Annotated in this window: 26 protein-coding genes; 4 read left to right on the plus strand and 22 right to left on the minus strand. The window is 40.5% G+C overall.

The annotated features are described in order from the left end of the window. On the plus strand, window positions 1-183 hold a 183-nt coding region (locus AC1FXZ_RS07645; RefSeq protein ID WP_480052223.1), incomplete at its 5' end, for a hypothetical protein. 75 nt (window positions 184-258) lie between these two features. On the opposite strand, the gene AC1FXZ_RS07650 is transcribed toward AC1FXZ_RS07645, so the two are convergent. The 9 genes from AC1FXZ_RS07650 to secA form a co-directional block, all read right to left on the minus strand. Further along, window positions 259-1716, minus strand: a complete 1458-nt coding sequence (locus AC1FXZ_RS07650; protein WP_480052225.1) for a S41 family peptidase — start codon at window positions 1714-1716, stop codon at window positions 259-261. 426 nt (window positions 1717-2142) lie between these two features. Next, window positions 2143-2340 (minus strand): Spo0E family sporulation regulatory protein-aspartic acid phosphatase, encoded by a 198-nt coding sequence (locus tag AC1FXZ_RS07655; protein ID WP_480052227.1) that lies wholly within the window; start codon window positions 2338-2340, stop codon window positions 2143-2145. Window positions 2341-2588: 248 nt separating this feature from the next. Beyond that, on the minus strand, window positions 2589-3971 hold the full coding sequence (locus AC1FXZ_RS07660; RefSeq protein ID WP_480052229.1) for a murein hydrolase activator EnvC family protein: 1383 nt from the start codon (window positions 3969-3971) through the stop codon (window positions 2589-2591). A gap of 77 nt (window positions 3972-4048) precedes the next feature. After that, on the minus strand, window positions 4049-4942 hold the full coding sequence (gene ftsX, locus AC1FXZ_RS07665) for a permease-like cell division protein FtsX (protein WP_480052231.1): 894 nt from the start codon (window positions 4940-4942) through the stop codon (window positions 4049-4051). After that, a complete protein-coding gene (ftsE, locus tag AC1FXZ_RS07670) occupies window positions 4932-5618 on the minus strand; it encodes a cell division ATP-binding protein FtsE (protein ID WP_480052233.1) in 687 nt (228 codons plus the stop codon). Before ftsE ends, ftsX begins: the two co-directional genes overlap by 11 nt. Window positions 5619-5857: 239 nt before the next feature. Next, window positions 5858-6253, minus strand: a complete 396-nt coding sequence (locus tag AC1FXZ_RS07675; RefSeq protein ID WP_480052235.1) for a c-type cytochrome — start codon at window positions 6251-6253, stop codon at window positions 5858-5860. Window positions 6254-6319: 66 nt separating this feature from the next. Beyond that, complete coding sequence (locus tag AC1FXZ_RS07680; protein ID WP_480052584.1) at window positions 6320-7192, minus strand: YitT family protein; 873 nt, start codon at window positions 7190-7192, stop codon at window positions 6320-6322. A 194-nt stretch (window positions 7193-7386) separates the two neighbouring features. Beyond that, a protein-coding gene (prfB, locus tag AC1FXZ_RS07685) for a peptide chain release factor 2 (protein ID WP_480052237.1) occupies window positions 7387-8491 on the minus strand; the annotation gives its coding sequence in 2 pieces (ribosomal slippage) (window positions 7387-8418 and window positions 8420-8491; 1104 coding nt in all). 87 nt (window positions 8492-8578) lie between these two features. After that, window positions 8579-11095: a preprotein translocase subunit SecA gene (secA, locus tag AC1FXZ_RS07690; RefSeq protein ID WP_480052586.1), complete on the minus strand. Its 2517-nt coding sequence runs from the start codon at window positions 11093-11095 to the stop codon at window positions 8579-8581. Window positions 11096-11303: 208 nt separating this feature from the next. Here secA and AC1FXZ_RS07695 point away from each other — a divergent pair, with 208 nt between their 5' ends. Next, window positions 11304-11957, plus strand: coding sequence for a glycoside hydrolase domain-containing protein (locus AC1FXZ_RS07695; protein WP_480052239.1), 654 nt, complete (start codon window positions 11304-11306; stop codon window positions 11955-11957). A 45-nt stretch (window positions 11958-12002) separates the two neighbouring features. Here AC1FXZ_RS07695 and hpf read toward each other — a convergent pair whose 3' ends face one another. The 3 genes from hpf to cspD all read right to left on the minus strand — a co-directional run bounded on the left by hpf (window position 12003) and on the right by cspD (window position 13491). Then, window positions 12003-12554 carry a ribosome hibernation-promoting factor, HPF/YfiA family gene (hpf, locus tag AC1FXZ_RS07700; protein ID WP_480052241.1) on the minus strand — a complete coding sequence of 184 codons (552 nt, stop codon included), beginning with the start codon at window positions 12552-12554 and terminating at the stop codon, window positions 12003-12005. 114 nt (window positions 12555-12668) lie between these two features. Then, window positions 12669-13019: a hypothetical protein gene (locus AC1FXZ_RS07705; protein WP_480052243.1), complete on the minus strand. Its 351-nt coding sequence runs from the start codon at window positions 13017-13019 to the stop codon at window positions 12669-12671. Between the two features lie 274 nt (window positions 13020-13293). Continuing rightward, the gene (gene cspD, locus AC1FXZ_RS07710; protein ID WP_003323048.1) at window positions 13294-13491 is read right to left on the minus strand and encodes a cold-shock protein CspD; all 198 of its coding nucleotides are present in this window, start codon (window positions 13489-13491) and stop codon (window positions 13294-13296) included. A 566-nt stretch (window positions 13492-14057) separates the two neighbouring features. Between cspD and AC1FXZ_RS07715 the strand changes: the two genes are divergently transcribed. After that, complete coding sequence (locus AC1FXZ_RS07715; RefSeq protein WP_480052246.1) at window positions 14058-15005, plus strand: DUF6612 family protein; 948 nt, start codon at window positions 14058-14060, stop codon at window positions 15003-15005. A 168-nt stretch (window positions 15006-15173) separates the two neighbouring features. On the opposite strand, the gene AC1FXZ_RS07720 is transcribed toward AC1FXZ_RS07715, so the two are convergent. From AC1FXZ_RS07720 to sigY, 6 genes are read right to left on the minus strand one after another with little or no spacing between them, the layout of a single operon-like run. Then, window positions 15174-15956, minus strand: coding sequence for an ABC transporter permease (locus tag AC1FXZ_RS07720; RefSeq protein WP_480052248.1), 783 nt, complete (start codon window positions 15954-15956; stop codon window positions 15174-15176). After that, a complete protein-coding gene (locus AC1FXZ_RS07725) occupies window positions 15949-16845 on the minus strand; it encodes an ABC transporter ATP-binding protein (RefSeq protein ID WP_480052250.1) in 897 nt (298 codons plus the stop codon). The genes AC1FXZ_RS07720 and AC1FXZ_RS07725 overlap by 8 nt, the downstream gene beginning before the upstream one ends. A gap of 11 nt (window positions 16846-16856) precedes the next feature. Next, entirely contained in the window at window positions 16857-17057 is a 201-nt protein-coding gene (locus AC1FXZ_RS07730) for a PLD nuclease N-terminal domain-containing protein (RefSeq protein WP_480052252.1), read from the minus strand. 2 nt (window positions 17058-17059) lie between these two features. Next, window positions 17060-17278 carry a transcriptional regulator gene (locus AC1FXZ_RS07735; RefSeq protein ID WP_480052254.1) on the minus strand — a complete coding sequence of 73 codons (219 nt, stop codon included), beginning with the start codon at window positions 17276-17278 and terminating at the stop codon, window positions 17060-17062. Continuing rightward, window positions 17275-17592, minus strand: coding sequence for a YxlC family protein (locus AC1FXZ_RS07740; protein WP_480052256.1), 318 nt, complete (start codon window positions 17590-17592; stop codon window positions 17275-17277). The genes AC1FXZ_RS07735 and AC1FXZ_RS07740 overlap by 4 nt, the downstream gene beginning before the upstream one ends. Next, on the minus strand, window positions 17576-18121 hold the full coding sequence (sigY, locus tag AC1FXZ_RS07745; protein WP_480052258.1) for an RNA polymerase sigma factor SigY: 546 nt from the start codon (window positions 18119-18121) through the stop codon (window positions 17576-17578). Before sigY ends, AC1FXZ_RS07740 begins: the two co-directional genes overlap by 17 nt. 186 nt (window positions 18122-18307) lie before the next feature. Here sigY and AC1FXZ_RS07750 point away from each other — a divergent pair, with 186 nt between their 5' ends. After that, window positions 18308-18778 carry a hypothetical protein gene (locus tag AC1FXZ_RS07750; protein ID WP_480052260.1) on the plus strand — a complete coding sequence of 157 codons (471 nt, stop codon included), beginning with the start codon at window positions 18308-18310 and terminating at the stop codon, window positions 18776-18778. A gap of 92 nt (window positions 18779-18870) precedes the next feature. Here the strand turns inward: AC1FXZ_RS07750 and AC1FXZ_RS07755 are convergent, their stop codons facing one another. From AC1FXZ_RS07755 to AC1FXZ_RS07770, 4 genes are all read right to left on the minus strand, one after another. After that, on the minus strand, window positions 18871-19152 hold the full coding sequence (locus AC1FXZ_RS07755) for a hypothetical protein (protein ID WP_480052262.1): 282 nt from the start codon (window positions 19150-19152) through the stop codon (window positions 18871-18873). A gap of 198 nt (window positions 19153-19350) precedes the next feature. Then, entirely contained in the window at window positions 19351-21435 is a 2085-nt protein-coding gene (locus AC1FXZ_RS07760) for a methyl-accepting chemotaxis protein (protein WP_480052264.1), read from the minus strand. A 405-nt stretch (window positions 21436-21840) separates the two neighbouring features. After that, window positions 21841-24267, minus strand: coding sequence for a Lon protease family protein (locus AC1FXZ_RS07765; RefSeq protein WP_480052266.1), 2427 nt, complete (start codon window positions 24265-24267; stop codon window positions 21841-21843). Window positions 24268-24535: 268 nt separating this feature from the next. Then, window positions 24536-25486: a zinc-binding dehydrogenase gene (locus AC1FXZ_RS07770; RefSeq protein ID WP_480052268.1), complete on the minus strand. Its 951-nt coding sequence runs from the start codon at window positions 25484-25486 to the stop codon at window positions 24536-24538. Window positions 25487-25489 lie beyond the last annotated feature (3 nt).

Genomic DNA, 25489 nt, shown 5'->3' on the forward strand with positions numbered 1-25489 from the left:
TTTGGGGCAATGGCTTCGTTCTCTGCGCGCCTGCCTGAGGAACCCGCTCAGGCTGGCTTAAAAGATGCAGAGACTTCGCTCATTGCTTCAAGCCAAATGACCAAGAGGAAGTTCACCTCTTTTTTGGGGCAATGGCTTCGTTCTCTGCGCGCCTGCCTGAGGAACCCGCTCAGGCTGGCTTAAAAGATGCAGAGACTTCGCTCATTGCTTCAAGCCAAATGACCAAGAGGAAGTTCACCTCTTGGTCATTTGGCTTTTCTATTCTTTTGTTTGTTTGATTAGTAGGTCGATGGCTGTTTGTAGTTGGTTGTCGTTTTCTTGTGATCGGACGAGTTCTACGACTCGTTCTTGTATCATTGGGGCTGTTTCTTCGTTAATTTCCCCTGTTGGGTCTAGGTTGTTTGCACGTTGAAAGGCGGTTACGGCATGTTCTGTTTGTTCATTAAAGTAACCATCTGTTCTTCCAGGTTCATATCCAAGACCTTTTAGCATAACTTGTGCGCTTCTAATTTGTTCGTTCATCATATCTAGTTTAAGTGGTCCGTCTTCTCCGATCGAGATCGGTGCCGTATAGAAGTAATCTGGTTGTTTTACTTCATGTGTCGGTTTTACCCCTTCACCATTAATATCATTTCCAGCAGATGTTAACCATCTAAATAAAGAAAGCTTCAACTCACTTCCATCACCAAGCTGAATTGTTTGTTGAACCGTCCCCTTACCAAATGTCTGCTCACCTACAACATCATAATCGCCACCTTCAATAAGGGCAGCTGCTAAGATTTCTGATGCTGACGCCGAAGCGCGATCTGTTAAGCCGATAATCGGATACGGCTTTCGCTCACTCAGATTGGAGATAGAGCGAACTTTCTCACCTTCTCGATTTTCAATTTGAACGATTGGCGTTCCTCCAGGAATGATCAGCTTTCCGATGTCCTCAACAGCATTCAGGTAGCCTCCCGGATTTCCACGTACGTCAATTAATAATCCATCGATCCCTCGTTTTTCCAGATCATGTAAATTTTCTTCAAAACGATCAGCAGTGTCTTCAGAAAAAGATGTAATTTCTAGTAATCCGAGTTTCACTCCATCACGCTCGATTACATCAGCACGAACGGTTTCAATTGGAATCTCGTCACGCACTACTGGTACTTCAAACAATTCATTTTGCCCAGCACGCTCAATCGTTAAGTTTACCGTTGTTCCTTTTTCTCCACGAATTTGCAGTACTGCTTCATATAAGGAAAGTCCTTCAATTGATTCCCCATCAATTTCAATAACCTTATCATTTGGCTGCAATCCTGCTTTTTCAGCTGGTGACTCACGGAAAGGAGCAACAATCGTAACCTTCCCATCTGTCATGCTTACTTCAGCACCAATTCCCTCAAAGTGTGAACCGAGCGATTCAACAAATTCATTTGCCGTCTCTTGGTCCATATAAACTGAGTATGGATCATCCAGTGTTTGGAGCATGCCTTCAATTGCACCTTCATATAACTCTCGCTCACTTACTTCGTCAACATATTGTTCTTGAATAATTTCTAAAGCTTTTTCAAACTTCACTAATAATTCTTCTCTAGATGCCTCTGATTCAACTTGCTCACCCTCTGAAGCAACTGAATCTGTCTCAATACTTGGTTGCGCTGATTGATAGAACAGCCCAAACACACCTAATGCAACAACGGCTGCTATAATCATTAAATACTGCCTTTTATTCACCTATACCAACTCCCACTACGTCTAGAACCGTCATTATCGCAACCAACCTCTTTCTTTTCGATAAAGAGATAGAAGCATCAACACACTAAAAAACCAATCTTTTTCTCTATCCTATGTTTTTCTTGTCCCGATTATGTTACGTTCTTACTCTTCATTTTAGTAAATGATCGCTCATAAGTCAAAACTCTCATCATCAAAAAACTTGACAAAATAAGGCTATTGTAATTGTTTGTAAAACTAAGGAAATCTATGAAAATCACTCGACAAAAAAGCCTTTATCTACTGTTACGTTAAAACTCAGTCAAATACGCGACAATAGCCTAAAGACCAGAAAAGTACAGATCTTTTCTGGTCTTTACGTATATAACGATTGCCAACTGTTTTAAAATTTAAATATGGTTTTATTTTCATCATACAGCAATGTGATCAAAATGACATATATATGGAGTAATCTCGTACAGTTGCAATTTGTATTGATAATTCATTTAATAATCCATCTAATTGTGTACTTAACTCAATTGTATAGGGGTGGGTTAACCCAAATTCTATTCCGACTAATACCATTTGCTGTCTCACTACTTCAATTTCCTCTTCTAATCTTTCTACTAAAAAAAGCTCATTCATGTACACCCAACCTCCCTATACTATAAAAGTATTACGTATTTCTACTCTTATCTTCTATTAATTTGCACGACTTGTATATCACCTTCCATTCTTATTTTTTGGCTACCTATGGTCCTATAGTAGGAATGAACAGGAAGAAATTCCTATCCCTCTTGGTCATTCCACTAAAATTCGCCCTGATATAGGAATACGCGACCATAAAAAAGACGGCTACTTTGAGCCATCCTTTTTTATGTTTATATTTAATATTAACGTGGAATATATTTTAATGGATCTACCGCATTAGATTTCGCACCATTCCATGAACCTTCATGAACTTCAAAGTGAAGATGAGGTCCAAATGAACGTCCTGTGTTACCCATTAGTCCTAGGCGTTGCCCTTTAGATACAGTTTGTCCACTAGATACTTCTAAATTTTCTAAGTGAGCATATAATGTTTGGATACGCTGCCCGTTTACTTGATGCTCTAAAATAACTGTATTGCCATAACTTGATGAATAATACGCTTGAACGACTCTACCATTTTGTACAGCTACAACTGGAACATCTCCGGTACGACCATTTTTACCAATGTCGATTCCATAGTGCATTCTTCCCCCGAACGTTGCACGTGGTCCAAATGTTGAAGTGATTGTACCAGTAGCAGGACGCATGAATCCAGAATTTGTTACAGCTGGAGCATCATGTACTTGCGATGAGCTTCGCGATGGTGTACTGCTGCTAGATGAAGAAGAGCTTGAGCTTGAATTGGAACTTGAACTAGAAGAGCTGCTAGTTGTTGATGCTTTCGCTTCTTCTTGTTTACGTTTTTCTTCTGCTTCACGACGCTTTCTTTCTTCTTCTTCACGTCTTTGTTGTTCTTCAAACGCTGCTAATTCTTCTTTTAATGATTTTTCTTGGTCAAGCAAGTTTCCTTCTGCATCTTTAATATCGTCTAAATCTTCGTATAGTTCTGATTCAATTTCTTCTAATCGTAACATTGCACGTTCTTTTTGCTTACGTTGGTTTTCTAGGTCTGCAACCAATTTCTCTAATTCTTCTAAATGACCTTCTAGCTTTTTAAGCTCCGTTTCAACTTGTTCTTTTGCTTCTTCTAATTGACGGTGATCCTCTAAATGCGCATCGAGAATGTTACGGTCTTGCTGTGCAATGACAGTCAATGCACTCACTCGATCTAACAAATCACTAAAGCTTTGAGCACCTAGAATAACTTCTATGTAACTAACCGTACCACCTGTTTGGTACATAGAGCGTGCACGTTCTTTTAATAACTCATCACGTTCTTCAATTCGCTCTTCAAGAACAGCAATTTCTTCCTGTAACTCTTCAATTGCCTCTTGTACTTCTTCGATTTCAGCACGCTTTTCACGAGCTTTTTGATTCGTTTCTGTATGTTCGTGGTCAAGCTCTCTAATTTCATCCGTAATTTCATTCATTTCGGCTTGTAGTGAATCAATTTCGGCTTGCGTCTTTTTCGCTTCACCTTGTACTTTTGCACGTTCTTGTTCAACTTCAGATATTTTATTTCGTAGATCACTATTAGCAGATGCCGTTTCGTTTACTGGGCCAAAGCCAAAAGAACCAACTGTTAAGATAGCAGCAATCGCTACCAGTCCAACCTTTCTATTCATTCACTCGCTCCCCCTCATGTTCTTCCATAACTTAGACATTTATCCAGCAAGGCAAGATGCCTTGCTGGGATCATATACTATACTTTTAAAAATTTGCGTACCGACATGATGCTTCCCCATGCCCCAATAAACACACCAACTCCTAATAATAAAGCACTGATTTGCCATATATATGGAGTTGCAGGTAAAAGGGAGAAGAACATCATTTCAATTCTTGAACCATAGTTACTTAGTAAATAGGAATAACCAAATCCAATTACGACAATCGGAATCAAAGCTCCCAAAGTTCCTAAGAGCATTCCTTCTATAAAAAATGGCCAGCGAATAAAACCATTTGTTGCTCCAACCAATTTCATAATTTGAATCTCTCGTTTTCTTGCGACAATTGTAAGTTTAATAGTATTTGCAATTAAAAACATTGCCGTTAGCATCATAGCAATAACTAAAATAACCCCAACCGTCCGAATAAAATCTGTCACAGAAAATAAACGCTCAATAAAACCTTGCCCATAATTTACTCTCTCTACGTTTTCCAGAGGCTCTATCATAGTAGCAACCTGTTCTGTTAGCTGCGGGCTAGTTGCACGAACAACAAATGAATCGTTTAATGGATTTTCATCCCGTATCGATTCAAATACTTCACCACTCTCATTTAAGCTATCAATTAACTGATCTAAGCCCTCTTCCTTATCGACATATACAATGCTTTCAATATTTGGAAGTCTCTCTATCTCAGCTAGCAATTCAGCTTGCTGCTCTTCTGTTGAAGTTAATTCAATATATACTTTGATCTCAACATCATCTTCAAAACTAGAAGCAACATTGTTCACATTCATCATTAACAAAATAAAGACTCCGACAACTAGTAACATTACTGCTACTGCACTAATCGAAGCAAATGTCATCCAACCATTACGCCCTAAATTCTTTGTCCCTTCTTTGACATGACGTCTAAGGGTTCTAAGCTTCATAGCCGTAGTTCCCCCTCACTTCATCTCGAACGACTCGTCCACCTTCAATGGCTACAACACGCTTTTTTATCGTGTTTACAATATCCTTATTATGAGTAGCCATGATAACGGTTGTACCACGGTGGTTAATATCATCTAAGATGTCCATAATTCCCCAAGCTGTATCCGGATCTAAATTTCCAGTCGGCTCATCTGCAATCAACAAGTCCGGACTATTGACAATCGCTCTGGCAATTGCCACCCGTTGTTGTTCACCACCAGATAGCTCATGTGGAAATGACCTTGCTTTATTCTTTAAATGAACGATTTCTAATACGTCCATGACTTTTCGTTTTATAACGTTTGGATTTTCTTCTATAACATCTAGAGCAAAAGCAACATTTTCATAGACTGTTAAACTTTGAAGTAATTTAAAATCTTGAAAGACTACTCCAATTCTCCGTCTAATATGTGGAATTTGCTTTTCTTTAATCTTAGCTAAATTGGTATCATTGATAAGAATGTCACCCTTTGTCGGTTTTTCTTCACGGTACATCATTTTGATAAAGGTTGATTTCCCTGCACCACTTGGTCCAACAATATAAACAAACTCACCTTTTTTTATATTAATGCTTATCCCATTAATTGCTTTTACATTATTAGGATAGGACTTCCATACATCTTTCATTTCGATCAAAACTGAATCACATCCCCTGCTATTTTCGAGTTCTAACATCTTTGCACAGGATACTAGCTCGTCCGACAAATGTAGAAATTAAAGTTATTTTCGTACCTCTTGTCGTTTCCTAACCCATTATACCACCTCTAAAAAAAAATAGTGGGGGATTTTTATTACAATTTCATTTCACTTCTTGATAATATTTTGTAAAGAAGCACAAAAAATCCCATTCCTTAAAAAGAATGGGATTTCAATGATTATTGTGCTTCAATCCAAAGCGCTAGGTTTTGCGCTTCATCGGCATCTAAGTCGATCGGAGGCATCGTTCCTTGACCATTTTCAATGATATCGACGACTTGTTCAGCTGTGAAACCTTCCCCAGCTATAGCAGGTCCCATGCCACCTTCTAAATTTCCACCATGACATGAAATACAGCTTGTTTCATATGTGTCACGAGCTGCCGTTGCATCAAAGTCACCTGCCGCCTCTTCTGCTGGAGCTTCCTCAACTGGTGCTTCTTCTTCTGCTGGTGCTTCTTCTTCTGCTGGTGCTTCCTCAGCTGGTGTTTCTTCTTCTGCCGGTGCTGGATCGTCACCGCCACCACATGCTGATAGGGCAACAACTGCACCAAGTGCTAGTAAGAACTTCTTCATTTTGTTCCCCCCCTTCATTATGTACTAAGAGTTTCCTCTTTAGGTATTATAACCCTTTTTTGAAATTTAGGGTCTTTTAAAGCCTTCCCCAAGTACCTCAGTTGCATTCGTAACAATGACAAACGCCTTTGGATCAACCTTTTTGACCACTTGTTTCAGTTTCGTGACTTCCGTTTGGTTCATGACGCACATTAACACGTCTCGCTTTGCATCTGTGTAACCACCGTACCCACTCAGTTTTGTCACACCACGATCAACGTCTTGTAGTATACTCTGTCGGACTTCCTCTTGGTGGTCGGATATAATAATGGCGACTTTGGCATAGCCCACTCCAATTTGTACCATGTCAATCGTTTTACCTGTTACATATAAACTGATAAGCGCATAAAGAGCAAGTTCAATCCCGAATGTGAACGCAGAGGTTAAAACAATCAGCCCATCTATAATAAAAATGGCCGCTCCAAGGGATAGACCCGTATACTTATTGATAATTTGAGCTGCTAGATCGGTTCCCCCTGTACTCGCACTGGCGCGGAACACTATGCCAAGACCAATCCCGACACCAATCCCACCAAACAAAGCGCCAAGTAGTGGATCTTCAAACCCGACGGACCAATCGCGTGTTAGGAAAACGACAAGTGGCAAAAACAATGTTCCGACAAGCGTCTTCACTCCATATTTTAACCCTCCGAGTAGCAATATCCCTAAAATAAAGAGGGGGATATTCAACGCCCACTGTGTAAAGGCCGGCTCAAATCCAACCATATGCGCTACAATCGTACTGATCCCACTCACACCACCGGATGCAATCTTATTGGGCAGCAAAAAGAGGTTAAACGCAATCGCTACAAACGCTGCCCCAACTAATATGTACGTATAATCAATAAAAAATTGCATCGTTCTTCCAGGAGGCTCTTGACCTCTTTTCGGTCGCATCATCATGCTGTTCAACTCCTTTATTCAATAGAATAACCAAATAAATCCTTGCGTAGTATAGCATTCGCTCCCAAATAAGTAAACGCGAACCCATTAATGCTGCAGCGCAATAAAGAGGGGACTGACCCCTACCCCCAGGGGGTAGGGGTCAGTCCCCAAAAAACAAGCTATCTCGTTATATTGAGATAGCTTGTTGGTTATTTCCCTAGCGATTGGCGCAAGTATGCATCAATGAATCCATCTAGATCTCCATCCATAACACCATTAGTGTTTCCAATTTCAAAGTTCGTTCTGTGGTCCTTTACCATGCTGTAAGGGTGGAAGACATATGAGCGAATTTGACTTCCCCAACCAATTTCTTTTTGCTCTCCACGGATTTCATCAAGTTCCTGCTGCTGCTCTTCAATCTTCAACTGATAGAGCTTGGCATTCATCATTTTCATTGCACGATCACGGTTTTTAATCTGAGAACGCTCCGTTTGACAAGTTACTACTGTATTGGTTGGCAAGTGCGTAATTCGCACGGCTGAGTCTGTCGTATTAATATGCTGTCCACCAGCACCACTTGCCCGGTACGTATCAATCTTCAAGTCCTCAGGTGAAATATCAATTTCCACACTGTCATCAAGCTCCGGCATCACTTCACAAGAAACGAACGACGTATGGCGACGACCTGATGAATCAAACGGTGAAATCCTTACTAAGCGATGAACACCTTTTTCAGCTTTTAAATAGCCATAAGCGTTATGACCTTTGATCAAAAGCGTCACACTCTTCACTCCGGCTTCATCGCCTGGTAAATAGTCCAGCGTTTCTACTTTAAAGTCCTTACTCTCTGCCCAGCGCGTGTACATACGTAAAAGCATCGAAGCCCAGTCCTGCGACTCAGTTCCACCAGCTCCGGGGTGAAGTTCTAAGAGCGCATTGTTTTTATCATACGGTTCACTTAATAGAAGCTGAAGCTCAAATTCATTCATTGCTTGGGATAACGCTGTCACGCCTTCTTCAAGGTCACTTTGCAAATCAGCATCTGCTTCTTCCTTTACGAGCTCATATGATACTTCTAAATCCTCAAATTGTTCATCTAACTCGAGAAATGTGTTAACTTGTTCCTTCAACGCATTCGATTCATTGATCACGACTTGCGCAGCGTCTTGATCATTCCAGAAATTTGGATCTGTCATCTTTTCCTCTAACTCAGCAATTCTCTCCTGCTTCTCATCTAAGTCAAAGAGACCCCCTAAAGTCTGTTAATCGTTTCGCTATCTGTGCCAGTTCTTGTTTCACTTCTACTAATTCCATCTTTTCACCTCATAAATAAGTGCAGAGGAGACAAACAAGAGATTTCTCTCATAATGGCAAACCCCCTCTGCCCTTAATTGCTATATTTTATTGTGTGCGACCACAGCAGTTTTTGTACTTGTTGCCACTTCCACACGTACACGGGTCATTACGTCCAACTGTGACGCCTTTTCGGATCGGCTTTTTCTTTTTCGGTTCTTGATTAGTCTTTTGTTGCATTGCCTTTCCTTCTGCTACCTCTTGACGTTTTAAGTTTTGCTGTACTTGTGCTTTCATAATGTACATAGCCACTTCTTCTTCGATCGATTCAACCATCGCTTCAAACATTTCAAAGCCTTCGAAACGATATTCACGCAACGGATCGTTTTGCCCGTACGCACGTAAATGAATCCCTTGGCGAAGCTGGTCCATTTGATCGATATGGTTCATCCACTTCCGGTCAACCGTACGTAGCATAATTACTTTTTCGAATTCACGCATATGTTCAGGCGTAAACTCTTCTTCTTTAGCATTATAATTAGCCGTTACTTTTTCAACGATTAGCTCGATCATCTCTTCAGGCTCTTTGCCTTTTAACTCTTTTTCCGTTAAATCATCTTCATTTAACAAGTTTGCCTTCAAGTAATTGACAATCGCCGAAAGGTCCCAATCTTCTGGGATTTCACTCTCAGGGGTATGCAAACGAACCGTACGTTCAATTACAGACTTAATCATATTTTCAACAATTTGACGGAGGTTTTCGGACTCAAGCACTTCCATACGTTGCTTGTAAATAATTTCACGTTGCTCGCGCATAACATCATCGTATTGAAGAATTTGCTTACGAGCATCAAAGTTATTGCCCTCAACACGCTTTTGAGCTGTCTCAACCGCACGTGAAACAAGCTTACTTTCAATCGGTTGATCTTCTTCCATCCCGAGTCGTTCCATCATATTTTTCATATTATCAGAGCCAAACCTACGCATAAGCTCATCTTCCATTGACAAATAGAACTGTGTAGAACCCGGGTCACCTTGACGACCTGACCGTCCACGGAGCTGATTATCAATCCGACGGGACTCATGACGCTCTGTACCTAATACATGAAGTCCACCTAACTCCAAAACACCAGGACCTAGCTTAATATCCGTACCACGACCAGCCATGTTTGTTGCAATCGTCACAGCACCTTTATGACCTGCATTCTCAATGATTTCAGCCTCTTTTTCATGGTTCTTCGCGTTTAACACGTGATGTGGAATCTTGCGCTTATTCAGCATCTTTGAAACAAGCTCAGATGTCTCAACACTTACGGTACCAACAAGAACAGGCTGTCCTTTTTTATGCAGTTCTTCGATTTCGTTAACGACCGCTTTAAACTTCGCTTCCATCGTTTTAAAAATTAAATCCGGTTTATCATCACGAGCGATCGGTTTATTCGTCGGAATAGCCATAACATCCATTCCATAAATATTACGAAATTCTTCTTCTTCCGTCTTCGCTGTACCAGTCATCCCAGCTAATTTTTCATATTTACGGAAATAGTTCTGGAATGTAATCGAAGCTAGCGTCATACTTTCTTTTTGAATATGCATGCCTTCTTTTGCTTCAATCGCTTGGTGCAAGCCATCACTATAGCGACGACCTTTCATCAAACGTCCCGTAAATTGGTCGACAATCACAACTTCGCCGTCTTCCACAACATAATCAGAATCACGATGCATCACGACATAAGCTTTCAAAGATTGGTTTAAATGATGATTCAATTGTACATGCTTAGAGTCATACAAATTATCAATTCCAAAAGCACGTTCAGCTTTATTAACGCCTTCTTCTGTCAGCTGAACATTTTTTGTTTTTTCATCAAATGTATAATCTTCTTCTTTTTTCAAAATGCGAATAAACGAGTTAGCTTGTTGATATAATTGTGTCGAACGTTCAACAGAGCCAGAAATAATTAATGGCGTACGAGCTTCATCCACTAAGATCGAATCGACCTCATCGACAAGGGCAAAATGAAGTGGTCGCTGTACCATTTGCTCTTTGTATAGAACCATGTTGTCACGTAAATAATCAAAACCTAACTCATTGTTCGTACTATACGTCACGTCAGCCAAGTAAGCTTCACGCTTTTCCTCTTTCGAAAGCTCATTTGTATTTAGTCCAACAGTTAGTCCTAGAAACTGAAAAAGTTCGCCCATCAATTCGCAGTCACGGCGTGCAAGGTATTCATTGACGGTTACAATATGAACCCCTTTTCCCGTTAACGCATTTAAGTAAACCGCAATTGTCCCGACTAACGTTTTCCCTTCCCCTGTTTTCATCTCAGCTATATTACCTTGGTGAAGAGCAATTGCCCCAAGTAACTGGACTCGATATGGAGTCATATGTAACACACGTGTAGATGCTTCACGAACAACTGCAAAAGCTTCTACTAAAAGATCATCAAGCTTTTCACCCTTTTGATAACGCTCTTTAAAATCATTCGTTTTATTCCGAAGCCCATCATCTGAGAGCTTTTTCATATCTGATGCTAATGCTTCTATTTTGTCAACGATCTTCTCATTTTTCTTCACTTGACGTTGACTTGGATCACCGATCACTTTCTTCAATAAACCTAACATCCAATTCGCCCTTTCTTTTTCAGCTCGTTTCGTTCTAACACGAGCATAACGCATTTTCAATACCCTTAATTTTAGCAGGTAACAGGTACTCTTACAAGCGACACTCATTTAGTGGGAATGTCGAATATCATAAAATTTTTGATTTTTAAAAAATCGTAAGTAGCCCTCTACCCACTTGGCGCATACAGTGACCATAAGGAGGGATTCGATGCAAATTTTAAATTGGGGGGTAGACTCCGCAGCAGCAGTCACAGAAGATTTGTATCAATGTGTTGTAGAAAACTTTGGTAGACCAGACTTTTGGGGCAGATACTTATCAACGATTCCTAATATTAGTGATGGTTTGACGCCACAGGAATATAACTTCATCCAAAATCGAGGAATGAAGCTAATGCCGATTTATAATAATTTTCGCCAAGCCGTCGGTGCCCGAGCTGGAACTGTCGCAGCAAGAAATTCAATTTTCAAAGCAAGACAACTCGGCATTCCTGAGGGGACTTTTTTGTTCGCAAATGTCGAACGATTTTTTGACGTAGATGCAGATTGGATCATTGCCTGGGTCGAGGCATTTTACGCTAGTCCATATCGACCTGGGATTTATGCAGACCCAGATGAAGGTCCATTTAATGAAGCTTATTGTCAAGCAATTGCGATGAGTGACCGAGTTCGTGAGCAATCCGTGATTTGGAGCGCTGAACCAGAACCCGGCCCAACAACCAAACGAAATGCACCACGTCAATTCACACCAAGTCGCCCTGATTGCGAGGCAAATGTATGGGCATGGCAATATGGCCGAGATGCTGATGAATGTCCAATCGATACAGTATTAATGGAAAATCGCCTTTATCAAAATTTAGCGTAAACACAAAAGGGAGCACAGCACTCACAGCTGTACTCCCTTTTTATTTTATGCTTCTGGCTCAATCAAACCATATTTACCGTCACGACGCTTATAGACTACATTTGTAGATCCATTAACGGCATCAGAATACACGAAGAAATTGTGTCCAAGCATGTCCATTTGTAAAATAGCTTCTTCAGCATCCATCGGTTTTAAGTTAAAACGCTTTTTACGAACAACCTCAAGATCGTCCGTTTGAAGTTCTTCTTGCTCAAGTGGTTCTAATTCATTTTTAAACATATATTTCAAGCTTCCCTCTTGGCGAAACTTGCGATTTACTTTTGTTTTGTGCTTACGAATTTGACGCTCTAATTTTTCAACAACCATATCAATTGCCGCATACATATCCGCTTTCACTTCTTCTCCTCTAAGTAACAATTGAGGCATCGGGATCGTAACTTCAATAATATGTTGGTTATTCAATACTTGCATACGCACATTGACATCGGCAATGGGAGTAGTATCAAAATAACGCTCCAGCTTCCCAACTTTCTTTTGTACATATTCTCTTAAAGCTGGTGTTACCTCCAGGTTTTCACCACGGATATTATAGTTCATAAAACAACTCCTCCTTTTCTATGTATATACTTCTATTTACCCCGATAAAACTCCTGCTTAAACGTTGGAAAATTAAAACAATGTGTCGCTTTTGTTAACATTTTGTCGTTTAGTTTATGAGAGGCGAGAGGTTGTTATGCTTTTTTTCGAGAGGGAGTTTGGGGTTGGGTTGGATCTCGTTGGGTTCCTGCCGCTTCTGCTCCGATTCCGGCCGGTCTCTCTTACTTTCCGGCTGCTTCTGCTTTGGTTCCGGCCACTTCTGCTCGGGTTCCGGCCGGTCTCTCTTACTTTCCGGCCATCTCTCTTTCCTTTCCAGCTACTTCTGATCGGATTCCGGCCGATCTCTCTTACTTTCCGGCCACTTCTGCTTTGATTCCGGCCACTCTCCTGCTTTCCGGCTGCTTCTGCTCGGATTCCGGCCGGTCTCTCTTGCTTTTCGGCAACTTCTGCTCGGGTTCCGGCCACTCTCCTGCTTTCCGGCCATCTCTCTTTCCTTTCCGGCTGCTTCTATTCCGATTCCGGCCGGTCTCTCTTACTTTCCGGCTACTTCTGCTCCGATTCCGGCCACTCCCCCTCTCTTTCCGGCCACTAGCTTCACCTCGGTACTTCTTCGCACTCCATCGCACGAAAACTACTGTACTATAATACTAAGAAATGTAAAAAGGCCGATCCCGGAATATACCGGGATCGGCCTGTATGGTCTTTAGCTATTATTCATTTTCCTACCCAGGAATGTGAATTAAAGCTTAACTACGTTCGCAGCTTGTGGACCACGCGCACCTTCAACGATTTCAAATTCTACATCTTGACCTTCGTCAAGAGACTTGAATCCATCTGCGTTGATAGCTGAGAAATGTACGAATACATCGTCTCCATCTTCGCGCTCAATAAATCCAAAACCTTTTTCTGCGTTAAACCATTTTACTTTTCCTTGCATGCTTTCACATTCCCTTCGTAACTAAAATACTGTGGATATGTTTTCCACATCTTTACTATAACAGCGCTCTCACGCCTTTGTCAAACGCTTAAACGTCAGACAACTCGCCAAATAACAACATAGACAACAAACACTCTGTCGAATTTTGACAGCGCTTACACCACATAGCTTTAATTTATCCCTTTTTTACAGATGCCCACAAATGTTTGTGAAAATAAATTTAACTTTCAATGAAATTAAATTTATTTTCTTTACCATGTATGATTACCTAACAAGGATTATTGTATTCATACAAATAAACCATTACAATATATTTAACAAGTGACAGAATAATCATAAAAATGACAATGTTTTCAAGTTTAACTAGATCTTTCTTACGGTGCCTTCCTACTTACTAGCGGCCCCTTGATCTTCGCAGTCCCCTTGCACGTGCCCTAGTGAGCTTCTGATGTACACTAACTCTAAAAGAGCTGGTGTACATTTTTTATTTCCTTCTTATATCCCTATAAATAACAGGTAATGTTTGGTAGAATGAAGAAATGTAAATTTAGCAAGGGGGAGACTGAATGGCTAAGATAAATAAATGGCTTATTGCATTAAGTACGATCGCCTTACTTACAGCTTGTAGTGAAACACAAACTGTTGAATCAGAGACTACCCAAGAGCCCGATTTAGAAACAGAACAAGAAGAAATACAAGAAGAGACTCTTACTGTTGATGACATTTTAGAAAACTCGCTAGATGCGATGGCGAACGTCCAAAGCCTTTCTACAGAGATAGAACTAACGCAAGACGTCATGATGCCAGATGAAAACCCTGTTTCAACATCAAGTAATTTGTATTTTGAAATGACACAGAAGCCCTTAACAATGCATCAAATCATCGATATGGAAGTGCCTCAAATAGGCGATCTTTCATCGGAAATTTATATGGTAGAAGACGGGATTTATTATAAAGATCCAATTGAACAAGCTTGGTTTACGTACCCAGAAAGCATTACATCAGATTTAATGGTGTTAGAGGAGTCTCAAGTTACTCCTCAACAACAAATTGAGTTACTTACTAAGCATACAGAGCATCTTTCTTATGAAGAAAATGATACACACTACATTATTACCATTGAAGGTTCAGGACAGACAGTGGAATCTTTCGCACAAGACATTACAAAGCTTATGCTTGATGAACTTGCTACACAGATGGAAGACTTGATGATGATGGCCAATATCGACGAATTGGATTACACATTGTATATCGATAAGGATACATTCTTGCAAACAAATTTAGAAATGGCTATGACGTTTGAACTTACAGTAGAGGGCGAGTCGCTCATCATGAAAACAAACACAAATGCGACTTTCGATAAATTCAATGAGATTGCTGAAATTAGAGTCCCGGATGATATCTTAGAGAGTGCAGAAGAGTTTACATTCGATCTATCTGAATTTGAAGATCTTGATGAATTTGATATTGACGCCATAGATGAACTTGAAGAATTTGAAGAGGTGGACGAGTAACATATATGAAGCGGCATCCAATGATGTCGCTTTTTGTGCGCCACCATGTTGCCCCTGCTCCCCACCGAACTCTTGTTCTCATTATAAACAGAACAGCCCCCTTTTGTAAACAGAAAATTCAAATATTTCAAAAGAAGCCAAACCTCTTGGCTCAGCTCCCTTCTCCCATTACCGATCGTAACTCTCAAACCGTTTAAATGTCATGACTGCTAAAATAAAAAACAAAACTGATAATAAGGTTGTACTTGTGACAACAAGCCAAACCGAACGAAGCCATTCCTGCTCTAGCAGCACAATGGACGCCTGCGCACGCAAGTTCCCGGGACTCCATTCCATGTATTTTGGTAGCAACGTTGGTAGCAGGCTCAATAGCGCTAAGAAGAGAATGCTAACTCCAGCAATTCCACCGTTACTTCGTAGCAACGTTCCAACCAAAACGGTAACAGCGACAATAAATACAATCCATAAACTATACACGACTAGGCTGCCTACCATCGCGTTCCACGACACTTGTGAAAACAATAAATTCGTATAATACCATGTCAATCCATAGCTAAGCACTAATGATACTAACAAAATACAGAGCTGCGCTGCAAACTTGCTTCCAATGTATTGCCACGCACTCACTGGCCGTACCATAACTAGCATTAACGAACCGTTTTGACGTTCATTAGAGATGATCCCCATTGTCGCAAGCACAAAGAGCAGTGTTCCGATTGTTCCATATTGAGACATTACTCCTATTAACACTTCTTCACCAGTTGGTGTCGGAATATCAATAACAGCACCTTCAGGAAGATTGCCAGCAGCCTCGAGAATTTGTGGCATGTAATAACTAGTAAGTGGCTGAGAGATGCCGATAATGATCAGCACAATTGGCAGCCAAATCCACTTGCCATTGCGCAAACTTTCTTGCATTTCTTTCTTGAATAAAACCCAAAAGTTATTCATCGCTCATCACCTTCATGTATGCGTCTTCTAAAGTGTCTTCCATTATTTCATACTGGATGAGCGTTGCTTTTTTTCGGAGTAACGCTTCAAGCAAGGTATTCGTTTCACTCATCTCTACCATTGTAATGATAGCTGTTGTTTCACCAAGATATTTTGCCTCTTTTATAAGCACAACATCTTCAAGCAATGGTTTGATTGGCTGTTCCGTGCGTAACTTAATGGAAAGTACATCGAACTCTTTTTTTAACGACTCCAGCGTTCCATCCCATTTTAAATGTCCGTCTTTTAACATAAGAATCTCTTCACATACTTGCTCAGCATCATGCAAAATATGAGTAGAAAACAAAATCGTCATTTCTGCTTTTAATTTTTCAATGAGTTGCAAAACATCACGTCTTCCAGTTGGATCGAGCGCAGAAACTGGTTCATCTAGAATCAGCAGTTCCGGCTCATGCAACAGTGCTTGTGCTAACCCTAGACGTTGCTTCATTCCCCCCGAGTACCCGGCAATTTTTTTGTTCTTCACATCTCCGAGACGGACAAATGCCAATGTTTCCTCGATGCGCTTTTGAAGTCGTTTTTTCGGGACATTTGACAGCTTACCGGCAAACAGCAAAAATTCTTTTGCTGTCATCCAGTTAAAAAACGATGGATGCTGAGGCAAAAAACCGATTAGCTCTCTGTAGTCTTTTTTCTCATAGCCAACAAATTCAACTGAGCCTGATGTCGGAGTTAAAAGACCAGCGAGCATTTGCAGTGTCGTTGTTTTCCCTGCACCATTTGGTCCGAGCAAGGCGATGCAGCGACCCTTTTCAATAGAGAAGGAAATCGAATCAACTGCTTGGTGCTCCTTAAAGCGCTTTGTTAGATCATGAATGTTTACAAGCATCGTTATTCCTCCTAATTATTTTTGCGACCAATTAAGAAATATAGAACAGCACCTAGTAAGTTCACAAACAAAATAATTATGACCCACATCCATCTCGGCCCGTTTGTCTCTTCCTGGTTAAACAGGCTGACAAGTGCAGCGACTGTTAAAATCGCCTGTAAAACTAAGATAGGCGCGAGAAGTGCCCAGTTGATTTCGTATAAAGCATCCATGATCATCTCTCCTTTTCTCTTTGTTTGGTTCTACGTTTTTGTGGCAAAATGACAAATAGCAAATAAAATAAACTCGGCAACGGAAATTGAATCAATCCCCAAATTCCCCAAAACCAAGCAAAGCTCCCTCTTTTCTTCGCATCAATAAAAAGAACAATACTTTGAACGAGCAACAGTATGACGACAAGTGGCATGATGACGTATAACTCAAAAGCTGTCATAAAATCACTTTCCCTTTTCTCTTTTTCAAAAGCAGATAGAAAACGATTGGCGCAACAAAGACAGCTATCAATTGAATCGTGACAAAAATAATTGGGGCTTGGAACACGCTTGTAATCACTACGCTCAATATGAGAACAGCAACTAGCATAAAGATGAGCAGTTCTTTATAAAATGCGCGTCTCTTTTCTAGCTGATGCGTTTCGAGTTGCTCTTTTATGTCGATTGCAGACAGTTGAGGTGGCTCGCTCAGTTCATCTAATTGCTCCCAGTCTCGCCGTAAATGACGGATTATCTCTTCATCCCTTCGCTTCATCATCCCACTCCTTTCGTACTCGCTTTAATCCATTGTGAACACGCGACTTTACCGTACCAGGACGTATCCCAAGCATTCCACTAATTTCTTCATAGGTATAGCCATAATAGTGATGCAACAAAATCGGCACCCGTACATCTGCTTGCAACTCGTTAAAATCAGCAAACAGATCACTCCACTCCATCCCTTTTTTGTTCGCCTGCCATAAAAGCTGACGTGAAAGAGACTGCCTCAATTGCTCATGCCACTTGCGCTCGCGCATTTCCTTCCGTTTCAAATCAATGTAGAGTCTCGATGCGATTGAGATCATCCACGTCGAGAATTTTCCGTCCCCTTTAAAAGATGACAGGTACAAGTAGCATTTCAACATCGTCTCCTGCGTAAGGTCACGGCTTACTTCCTCATCTAATGTAAGTTTCAGAAGATATTTATATAAAAATGAATGATAGCGCTGAAACAGAAGTGCAAACGCGTCCTCATTCCCGGAGCGAGCTTCTTCGATTAAAACCAAGTCTTCCTCTTGTTCCATAAGACGCCCCTTTCTTTGTGGTTAGTTATATGACGTTTCGCAGATATGAATCGTTCATTTGATTTTATAAAATTTTTATACATGAGAAAAGTCGACAATAATCGAGTCTATTAACCAGTTTTAAGAATGAAAACTATTATCAAGTATATAATAAAAAAAGTTTAATGAAATGAAAGGAGATGTATTATGTCATTAAGGAATCAGTGGGTGATTAGTGGTTTAATGATTCTTTTCTCTTGGTTATCCTTACTGTTTTTAGGTAAAAAACATATAAAAAGGTTTCTCCCTGCTGCTATCCTTATTGGGGTTCTTGAAAGTCTAACTTCTCAAATTGGGAAACGGCGCAAGTGGTGGGTGTTTCACAATAACCCAAAATCATACCTCTCAGGGGAATTCCCTTTTCAGATAGGCCCTTTTTTGGTCGGTTCATTGTGGATTTTAAAATGGACATACGGAAATTTCACTCGGTTTCTATTGCTTAACGCTATTGTAAATGCAGCCTTTGCCTATCCTGTATTAAAGATAATGAAGAAACTGAAAATAGCAAAACTCGTACGTATGAACCATTTTGAGTTTTTCCAGTATTTCTTTTATAAAGCATTTTTGCTATATGGATTTCAAGCGTTTTTCGATAAAATATCTAAAAGAAAAGTATAAGAAAAAACCAGCTCACTTTTCGAGCTGGCTCCCCTTACACCCCACGCTTGTCAAAGAACACTCCATCTGACGTTGGTCCGTCATATGGGTTCTCATACTTGCGACCTGTTTCTTTTTTTACTTTGATGTCTGTTAAGTTCAGGCGAAAACTCTCTCATTCGTAATGCTCCAAATTCAATCATTTGTTGAATGCGACGAATCGAAAACCCTGTTAAGTTAGCGATATCAAGAACCGTCAGCATTGGAGTATTCTCAAGTAAGTCTTTCACTCTCTGACAATCTTGCCTAAATATGTTATAACAATTTGTACAAAAAGGGAAAGTTTGAACTTCTTTTACTCTGCCACACTCCGAGCAAAACCCATCCTCTGCCATTGTCAACCTCCCAGTATGCATGTTCTTCATGGCGATAATCCATTCGTACCTCCATAAACAGGTAACCTTCCAACGCAAACCCTAGATATTAGTATAAATGAAGAAAGTCTATAATAGAAGGATCCTATAAAGAATGACTGCCTCTTCAGGGTCAGGCCCTTGATTTTGAGCCAGTCCTCTTGTTTCAGTTACTGGTCGCTACACTTTAAATTGATTTACAAGCATCTTCAACTCATCAGCTCTTTCAGCTAAGTGTGTTGCTGATGTATTAATTTCTTCAATTGTGGCTAATTGCTCTTGTGAGGCAGCAGCTACTTGCTGCGAATAGCCAGATGAAGATTTGGCAGAATTTGCAATTCCTTCAACTGCTGCTGACACTTCTTCTGTACTTGCTGACATTTCTTCTGATACAGCGGACATATCCTCTATTTGAAGTGATACATGTTCTATTTGTTCTAACATCTCAGCAAATGTCGACCCAACTTCAGCAATTAAAGAGATTCCCCCTCTAACATCTTCTTTGCTTCCATCCATTGAGGCGACTGCTTCACCCGTATTCTTTTGCATTCTATTAATTAATTCGTGTATTTTTGTTGCAGATTGGCCTGTTTGATCAGCAAGTTTGCGAATTTCATCAGCAACGACGGCAAATCCTCTTCCTGCTTCTCCCGCTCTAGCCGCTTCAATCGCTGCATTCAATGCAAGTAAGTTCGTTTGTTGTGAAATATCAGTAATTAACTGAATGATTTCGCCAACTTGTTGCGAGTCTTTTTGTAAAAGGTGTATGATTGATGTTGTGTCATCCGTGCTTTTATTTATTTGACTCATTTGCTCTGTAGCAGTATCAATCGCTTTTTGACCTTCTCTTGCCTTTGCTGTCATTACGTTGGATGATTCAGCTATCTCTGATGAGACTTCAGCAACTTTTTGTACACCGACAGAAATTTCTGACATTGCTCCTGCCGTTTCTTCTGAACTTTGTGCTGCCCCTTCTGCTCCTTGCGCAATCTCTTGAATTGATGCAGCAACTTGATGCGTCGCAGAGCTTGTTTCTTCAGAGCTTGCTTTTAGTTCCTCGGATGAACTGGCCACGTGTTCAGAAGTATCCAATACCTTTTGCATAATACCTCTTATGTTCATGATAAAACGGTTTGTCGCATCTGCCAATTGTCCGATTTCATCGTTGCTTTTGACATGGATTTTCTGCGTTAAATCGCCTCCATTTGTCGATAAGGCGTTTAGTTCATTTCTTAGGACTTCAATCGGTCTCGTTATTCCTTTTGCAAAAACGGACGCAATCAAAATGATAAGAAGTGCTGAGACTACCATAATTACAATAATCCATGTTTGTAACGAATGAACGGCTGACAACGCTTCTGCTTCATCAATTTCTACAATAATCGCCCAATTTAATCCGTCAATCTCTAACGGACTATAAGAGCTTAATACTTCCCGGCCTCTATAATCTGTAATCAGCTTAACGTCTGTTAAACCATTAAACACGTCACGAGTCGCTTCCGTATCAATTTCAACGACTCCAATTCCATCCTCACGTAAGCGTGATTCCGTTCTCATCAATAAATCTGAACCAACAAGATACGTTTCTCCTGTTTCGCCGAGCCCGTAGGCAACGTTTACAACACCATTGATTGCTTCATCTGAGAATTGCAGTGCAACAACCCCTAGCCTAGTACCTTGACTATTTTCTACTGGAGCAGCAATAAATGATGCCGGTTCCCCGGAAGGTTCATAATAAGCATAGTCAACAATCGTACTTCCCTCACTGGCTCCTTGAAATGCTTCGGCTAAACCAGAATCTTGATAAGGACCTGTGCGTAAATTGGTTCCCAAATCGTCTTCCTTCTCTACCGTATAGACAACTTCCCCATCCATATCAATGAAAAATAAGTCATAATACTGATACTGTTCAATATAATCCTGAAAGAAGCTCTGATACTCGGAATTTAATCGCTGATAACCTCGACTATTCATTCCATTTTCTTGAACCTCTTCGCTAAATGCGACTAGTCCCTCTTCAACCTCTGTTAGTTGAGATAAGATCGTTAAACCGGCTTGCCTTTCCGAAAAATACTGCTCAATATTAGCTTTTTTCACATTCATAATAGAAAGCAGTTGATTTTTTGCTGCTTCCTCAAGTGAATTGCTCGCCTTGTTTATACTTAACATACTAACAATAAGCAAAGGCACTAAGCTGATAAATAGAAACATGATGAGCATTTTCGTCGAAATTTTAAAACTGAACCCCTTTTTTGTCCTCCCCATTAGACCCTCCTACTTTCTACTTAAAATCAATACGACTTACCTTTTCCCCATTTCTTTTGTCACGAAACATGCGTTTGTGACAAATTGCAACATTAACCGGTAAAATTTTCATTGATTTACCAATCTTATTTTATCAAATTCGCTTGATATAGCAAGATTTATTATTTCATTAGAACGATTCTTTTTAGTGCTTTATTACCTTTTAGATACTTATATGGAGAATCATAAAAGTAGGAAAAAAGTCTGTTATGCCCCTCTTCAACCATTGCATACTGCCATTGAAAAAGCAGACCATTTGTTGTATAACTCAAAACGAAATGGTCGAAATCAAATCACTTTCGGATAAATAGGTAAAGGCTGTTCAGAAGGTTTTCCCTACTGAACAGCCTATTTTCCTTTATCTGCTTATTTCGTCTCCTGCAGCTTTTTTATCGATTGATACATTTGCGTAAAACGAGCGTCTACCTTAGAGAAGATCGTATTAGCTGGGAATTCGCCATTTGCATCACGAACATTTCCTGCACTAACACCTGTTAAAATCTCGATTCCATCGACAATATGACCGATTGCCCATATATGGAACTCCCCTTGTTTAACAGCTTCAACGACTTGCTCATCTACCATTAGATTTCGTACATTTTGCTTCGGAATGATGACTCCCTGCTTTCCTGTTAACCCTTTTTCCTTGCAAATATGGAAGAACCCTTCGATTTTCTCGTTGACGCCACCAATTGGTTGAATTTCTCCCCACTGGTTAACAGAACCTGTCACGGCAATCCCTTGATAAATCGGTACTTCTGCAAGTGATGATAACAGCACATACAGCTCTGTACTCGAGGCACTGTCCCCGTCAATTGGTGAATAGGTCTGTTCAAACGTAATGCTTGCTGCTAACGGAATTGGACGATTTTTCGCAAATTGACCAGATAAAAATCCTGTTAAAATCATCATTCCTTTATGATGAATTTGTCCACTTAACGCAGCTTCCCGTTCAATGTTCATAATCCCGTTTTTCCCAGCAAATGTTTGCGCTGTAATTTTCGTTGGGATCGCAAAAACGGAATCCCTTGTCCCCATAACAGCGAGGCCATTGATTTGCCCGACCCGTTCGCCGTCTGTATCAATCATAATCGTGCCGTTACCGATCATCTCACGATACTTTTCCGGCACATGATTAGAGCGTTGAAGTTTTTCAGCGAGCGCTTTTTCGATATGACTTGCATCAACAAAAGGTTCGCCTTCTTTTTTCGCCCAATAACTGGACTCAACCAGCACCTTCGTAATATCTTGAAAGCGCGTTGTTAGTTTCGATTGCTCCTCCACTAAACGCGAGCTATAATCAATCACTTTGGCAACGGCCCTCCGGTGAAACGGCAACAAGTTTTCCTGCTCTGCAAAATTTCGTACAAAGCTCGCCATCTTCCGGTTGTTCTCCTCATCTTTAGCCATCTCCGTATCAAATTCCACCTTCACCTTGAACAACTTATCAAAGTCCTCATCGAGCCTTGAAAGCAATTCATAAAGGTAGTAGGAACCGATAATAATCACTTTGCTTTCTAACGGAACAGGCTCAGGCTTGATCGTACTAGTTGGATACATCCCTCTTTCTTCATATGGATTCTCAATCTTCACATGACCAGTTTGCAACGCTCGTTTTAAACCAGCCCACGCATTAGGTTGTTGAAGCAGTTCAGCTGCCTGAACAATCAAATAGCCCCCATTTGCTAAGTGAAGCGCACCTGGTTTAATAAATGAAAAATCTGTTATCCAGCTCCCGAACTCGCCTTTGTACTCTAGCTTCCCAAAGAGATTATGGTACGTTGGATTCGTTTCGTAAATGACAGGTGCACCGTTAAGATTTTTGTTGTTAATAAATAAATTAACCTTATAACGATGCAGCTGCTGCTCCTTCGATCCTGTTAGCGCTATCAATATATCTTGATCCTCTTCTTCGTCTTCGAAAAAGAACGCAAAATGCTCAATGACATCCTCAAAATAAGACTGTAAATACGACATCACATTCTTATTTTCTTTGTACGTTTCCCTTAGTGGGTGGAATAAGCCTTCAACTGCGTACGACGTTGTCTTTTTCATAAACTCATGAATATTCTCTCTCAAGTCTTCTTCTATCTTCCGAATCTGGTACATCGTTTCTTGCAGTTTTTCTTCTACTAATTTCTCTTTTTCTTTTAACGTTTCTTTATGTTCATTTGACAACTGATTGTATTCCATCACATTCATCGGCTTCCCGAAGCGAAGAGGGATCGTATTAATTCCTGCTTGTGTTCGTTCAATTTTAAAATTTTGCTCTAACGCAAAAGCATCCACTTCACTTGAAAGCGTCTTCACCTTTTCACGAAAACGCTCCAAAATCTCACGCTTCTCTTTCTCATACACTTCACTCGAAAAAGCTCCTCGAATCTCGCGTTCAACATTAAGTAACAACGCCTCAATTTCACGTTGGAACTGCTGCCCCTGCCCTGCAGGAAATGACATCGCAAGTGGCCGATCAGGATTGTCAAAATTATACACATAGCACCAATCAGTCGGCACATCACGTGTCTCGGCAATTTTTGTAACACTCTCCTGTGTATACGTCATTCTCCCCGTCCCCGTTGGTCCAACAACAAATAAGTTATAACCCGTTTGCTCAACCGATAATCCAAACTCCATCGCCTGCTCTGCACGCTTTTGCCCAATCATTTCACTTGGACTTATTTGTAAATCATCTGTTGTTTCAAACGAAAATTGTTCAGGATCACACTCTGACCGTAGTTTAGAAACACCCAACTCGTGGATGGATAAGACACTTTGGTATTGTTCTTTGTTCATAAGAAGCCCCCCTAATGAGCATAATGCTAGAATCATAGGTAATATCGAAAACGGTTACATTCTTTACTCTACTAGTTTAGACAAAATTCTCTGTTTTTTCTGTGATATTTGTCATTGTTCATGAAATAAATACATCTTTAGGGGGAATATTCCTTTTCAAGAGCTAGAAAAATAGAAATAGCCCTACTCCCATTATGGAAGTAGAGCCATGTCCCGTTTCATATTGAAAACCAACGGAAGCAAAAACACTATCCTTTGCTTCCTACCCTTACTCTAAGTTTGCAACCAAACGTCCCGTTACTTCATGGCGTTCCAAACGTTCTAAGCCATCGGCGATCTCGTCAAATGTAATATCCGTTATGGTTGGATTTAAATGTCCTTGAGACATTAATTCATAAATGGCAGCGATGTCTTCTACTGTTCCTCCAACACTACCTTTTAATTGAACTGACTTTAAGATTAAGTTGCTTGTATTGATCGTAGTTTCTAATTTACCCATTCCTACTAGGACAACTGTTCCTCCAACACCAACTGTATCAATGGCATCTGCTGTTGTCGTACCGAAACCAGCAAAGTCAACAATTAATTCTGGTTGATATTCAGCAAGTTCTGTTACATTTTCTACAACAACTTTACATCCGATTTCTTTGGCCAATTCACGAGCTTCTGAACTAACATCAGCAGCGTAAACTTCACATCCAGCAACAACTGCTGCACGAGCAGCCATTTGTCCTAAACCACCAATACCAATAATCCCAACTTTCATACCTGCTTTTGCCCCACCTTTTTGAAACACTGCATGGTAAGAAGTCATCCCAGCATCAGTACCTGCTGCAGCTTGGGCAAACGATACATTTTCCGGAATCGGCACAAGATCAACAGCTGGGACTAATACTTTATCAGCATATCCTCCGTCACGTCCGTTACCAGGTCCTAATCCATCTTTTCCAACAGGACAAACACCAACACGGTCCCCAACTTTATAATCTGTTACCCCTTCTCCTACTTCAGCAATGACACCAGCGATTTCATGCCCTAAAACGATCGGAACTTTAGCTAATATATTCATCCAGCCTGGGTCGCGTAATGTCGCAACGTCTGAATGGCATAAACCTGCAGCTTTCACATCTATAATTACTGTACCTGGAGTTGCTTTTGGATCTTGCTTTTCTATTAATTGTAATGGTTCATTTGTTCCTGTAAATTGCCAACCTTTCATTTC

The sequence above is a fragment of the Halalkalibacter sp. HAAS-P014 genome (assembly GCF_056619965.1).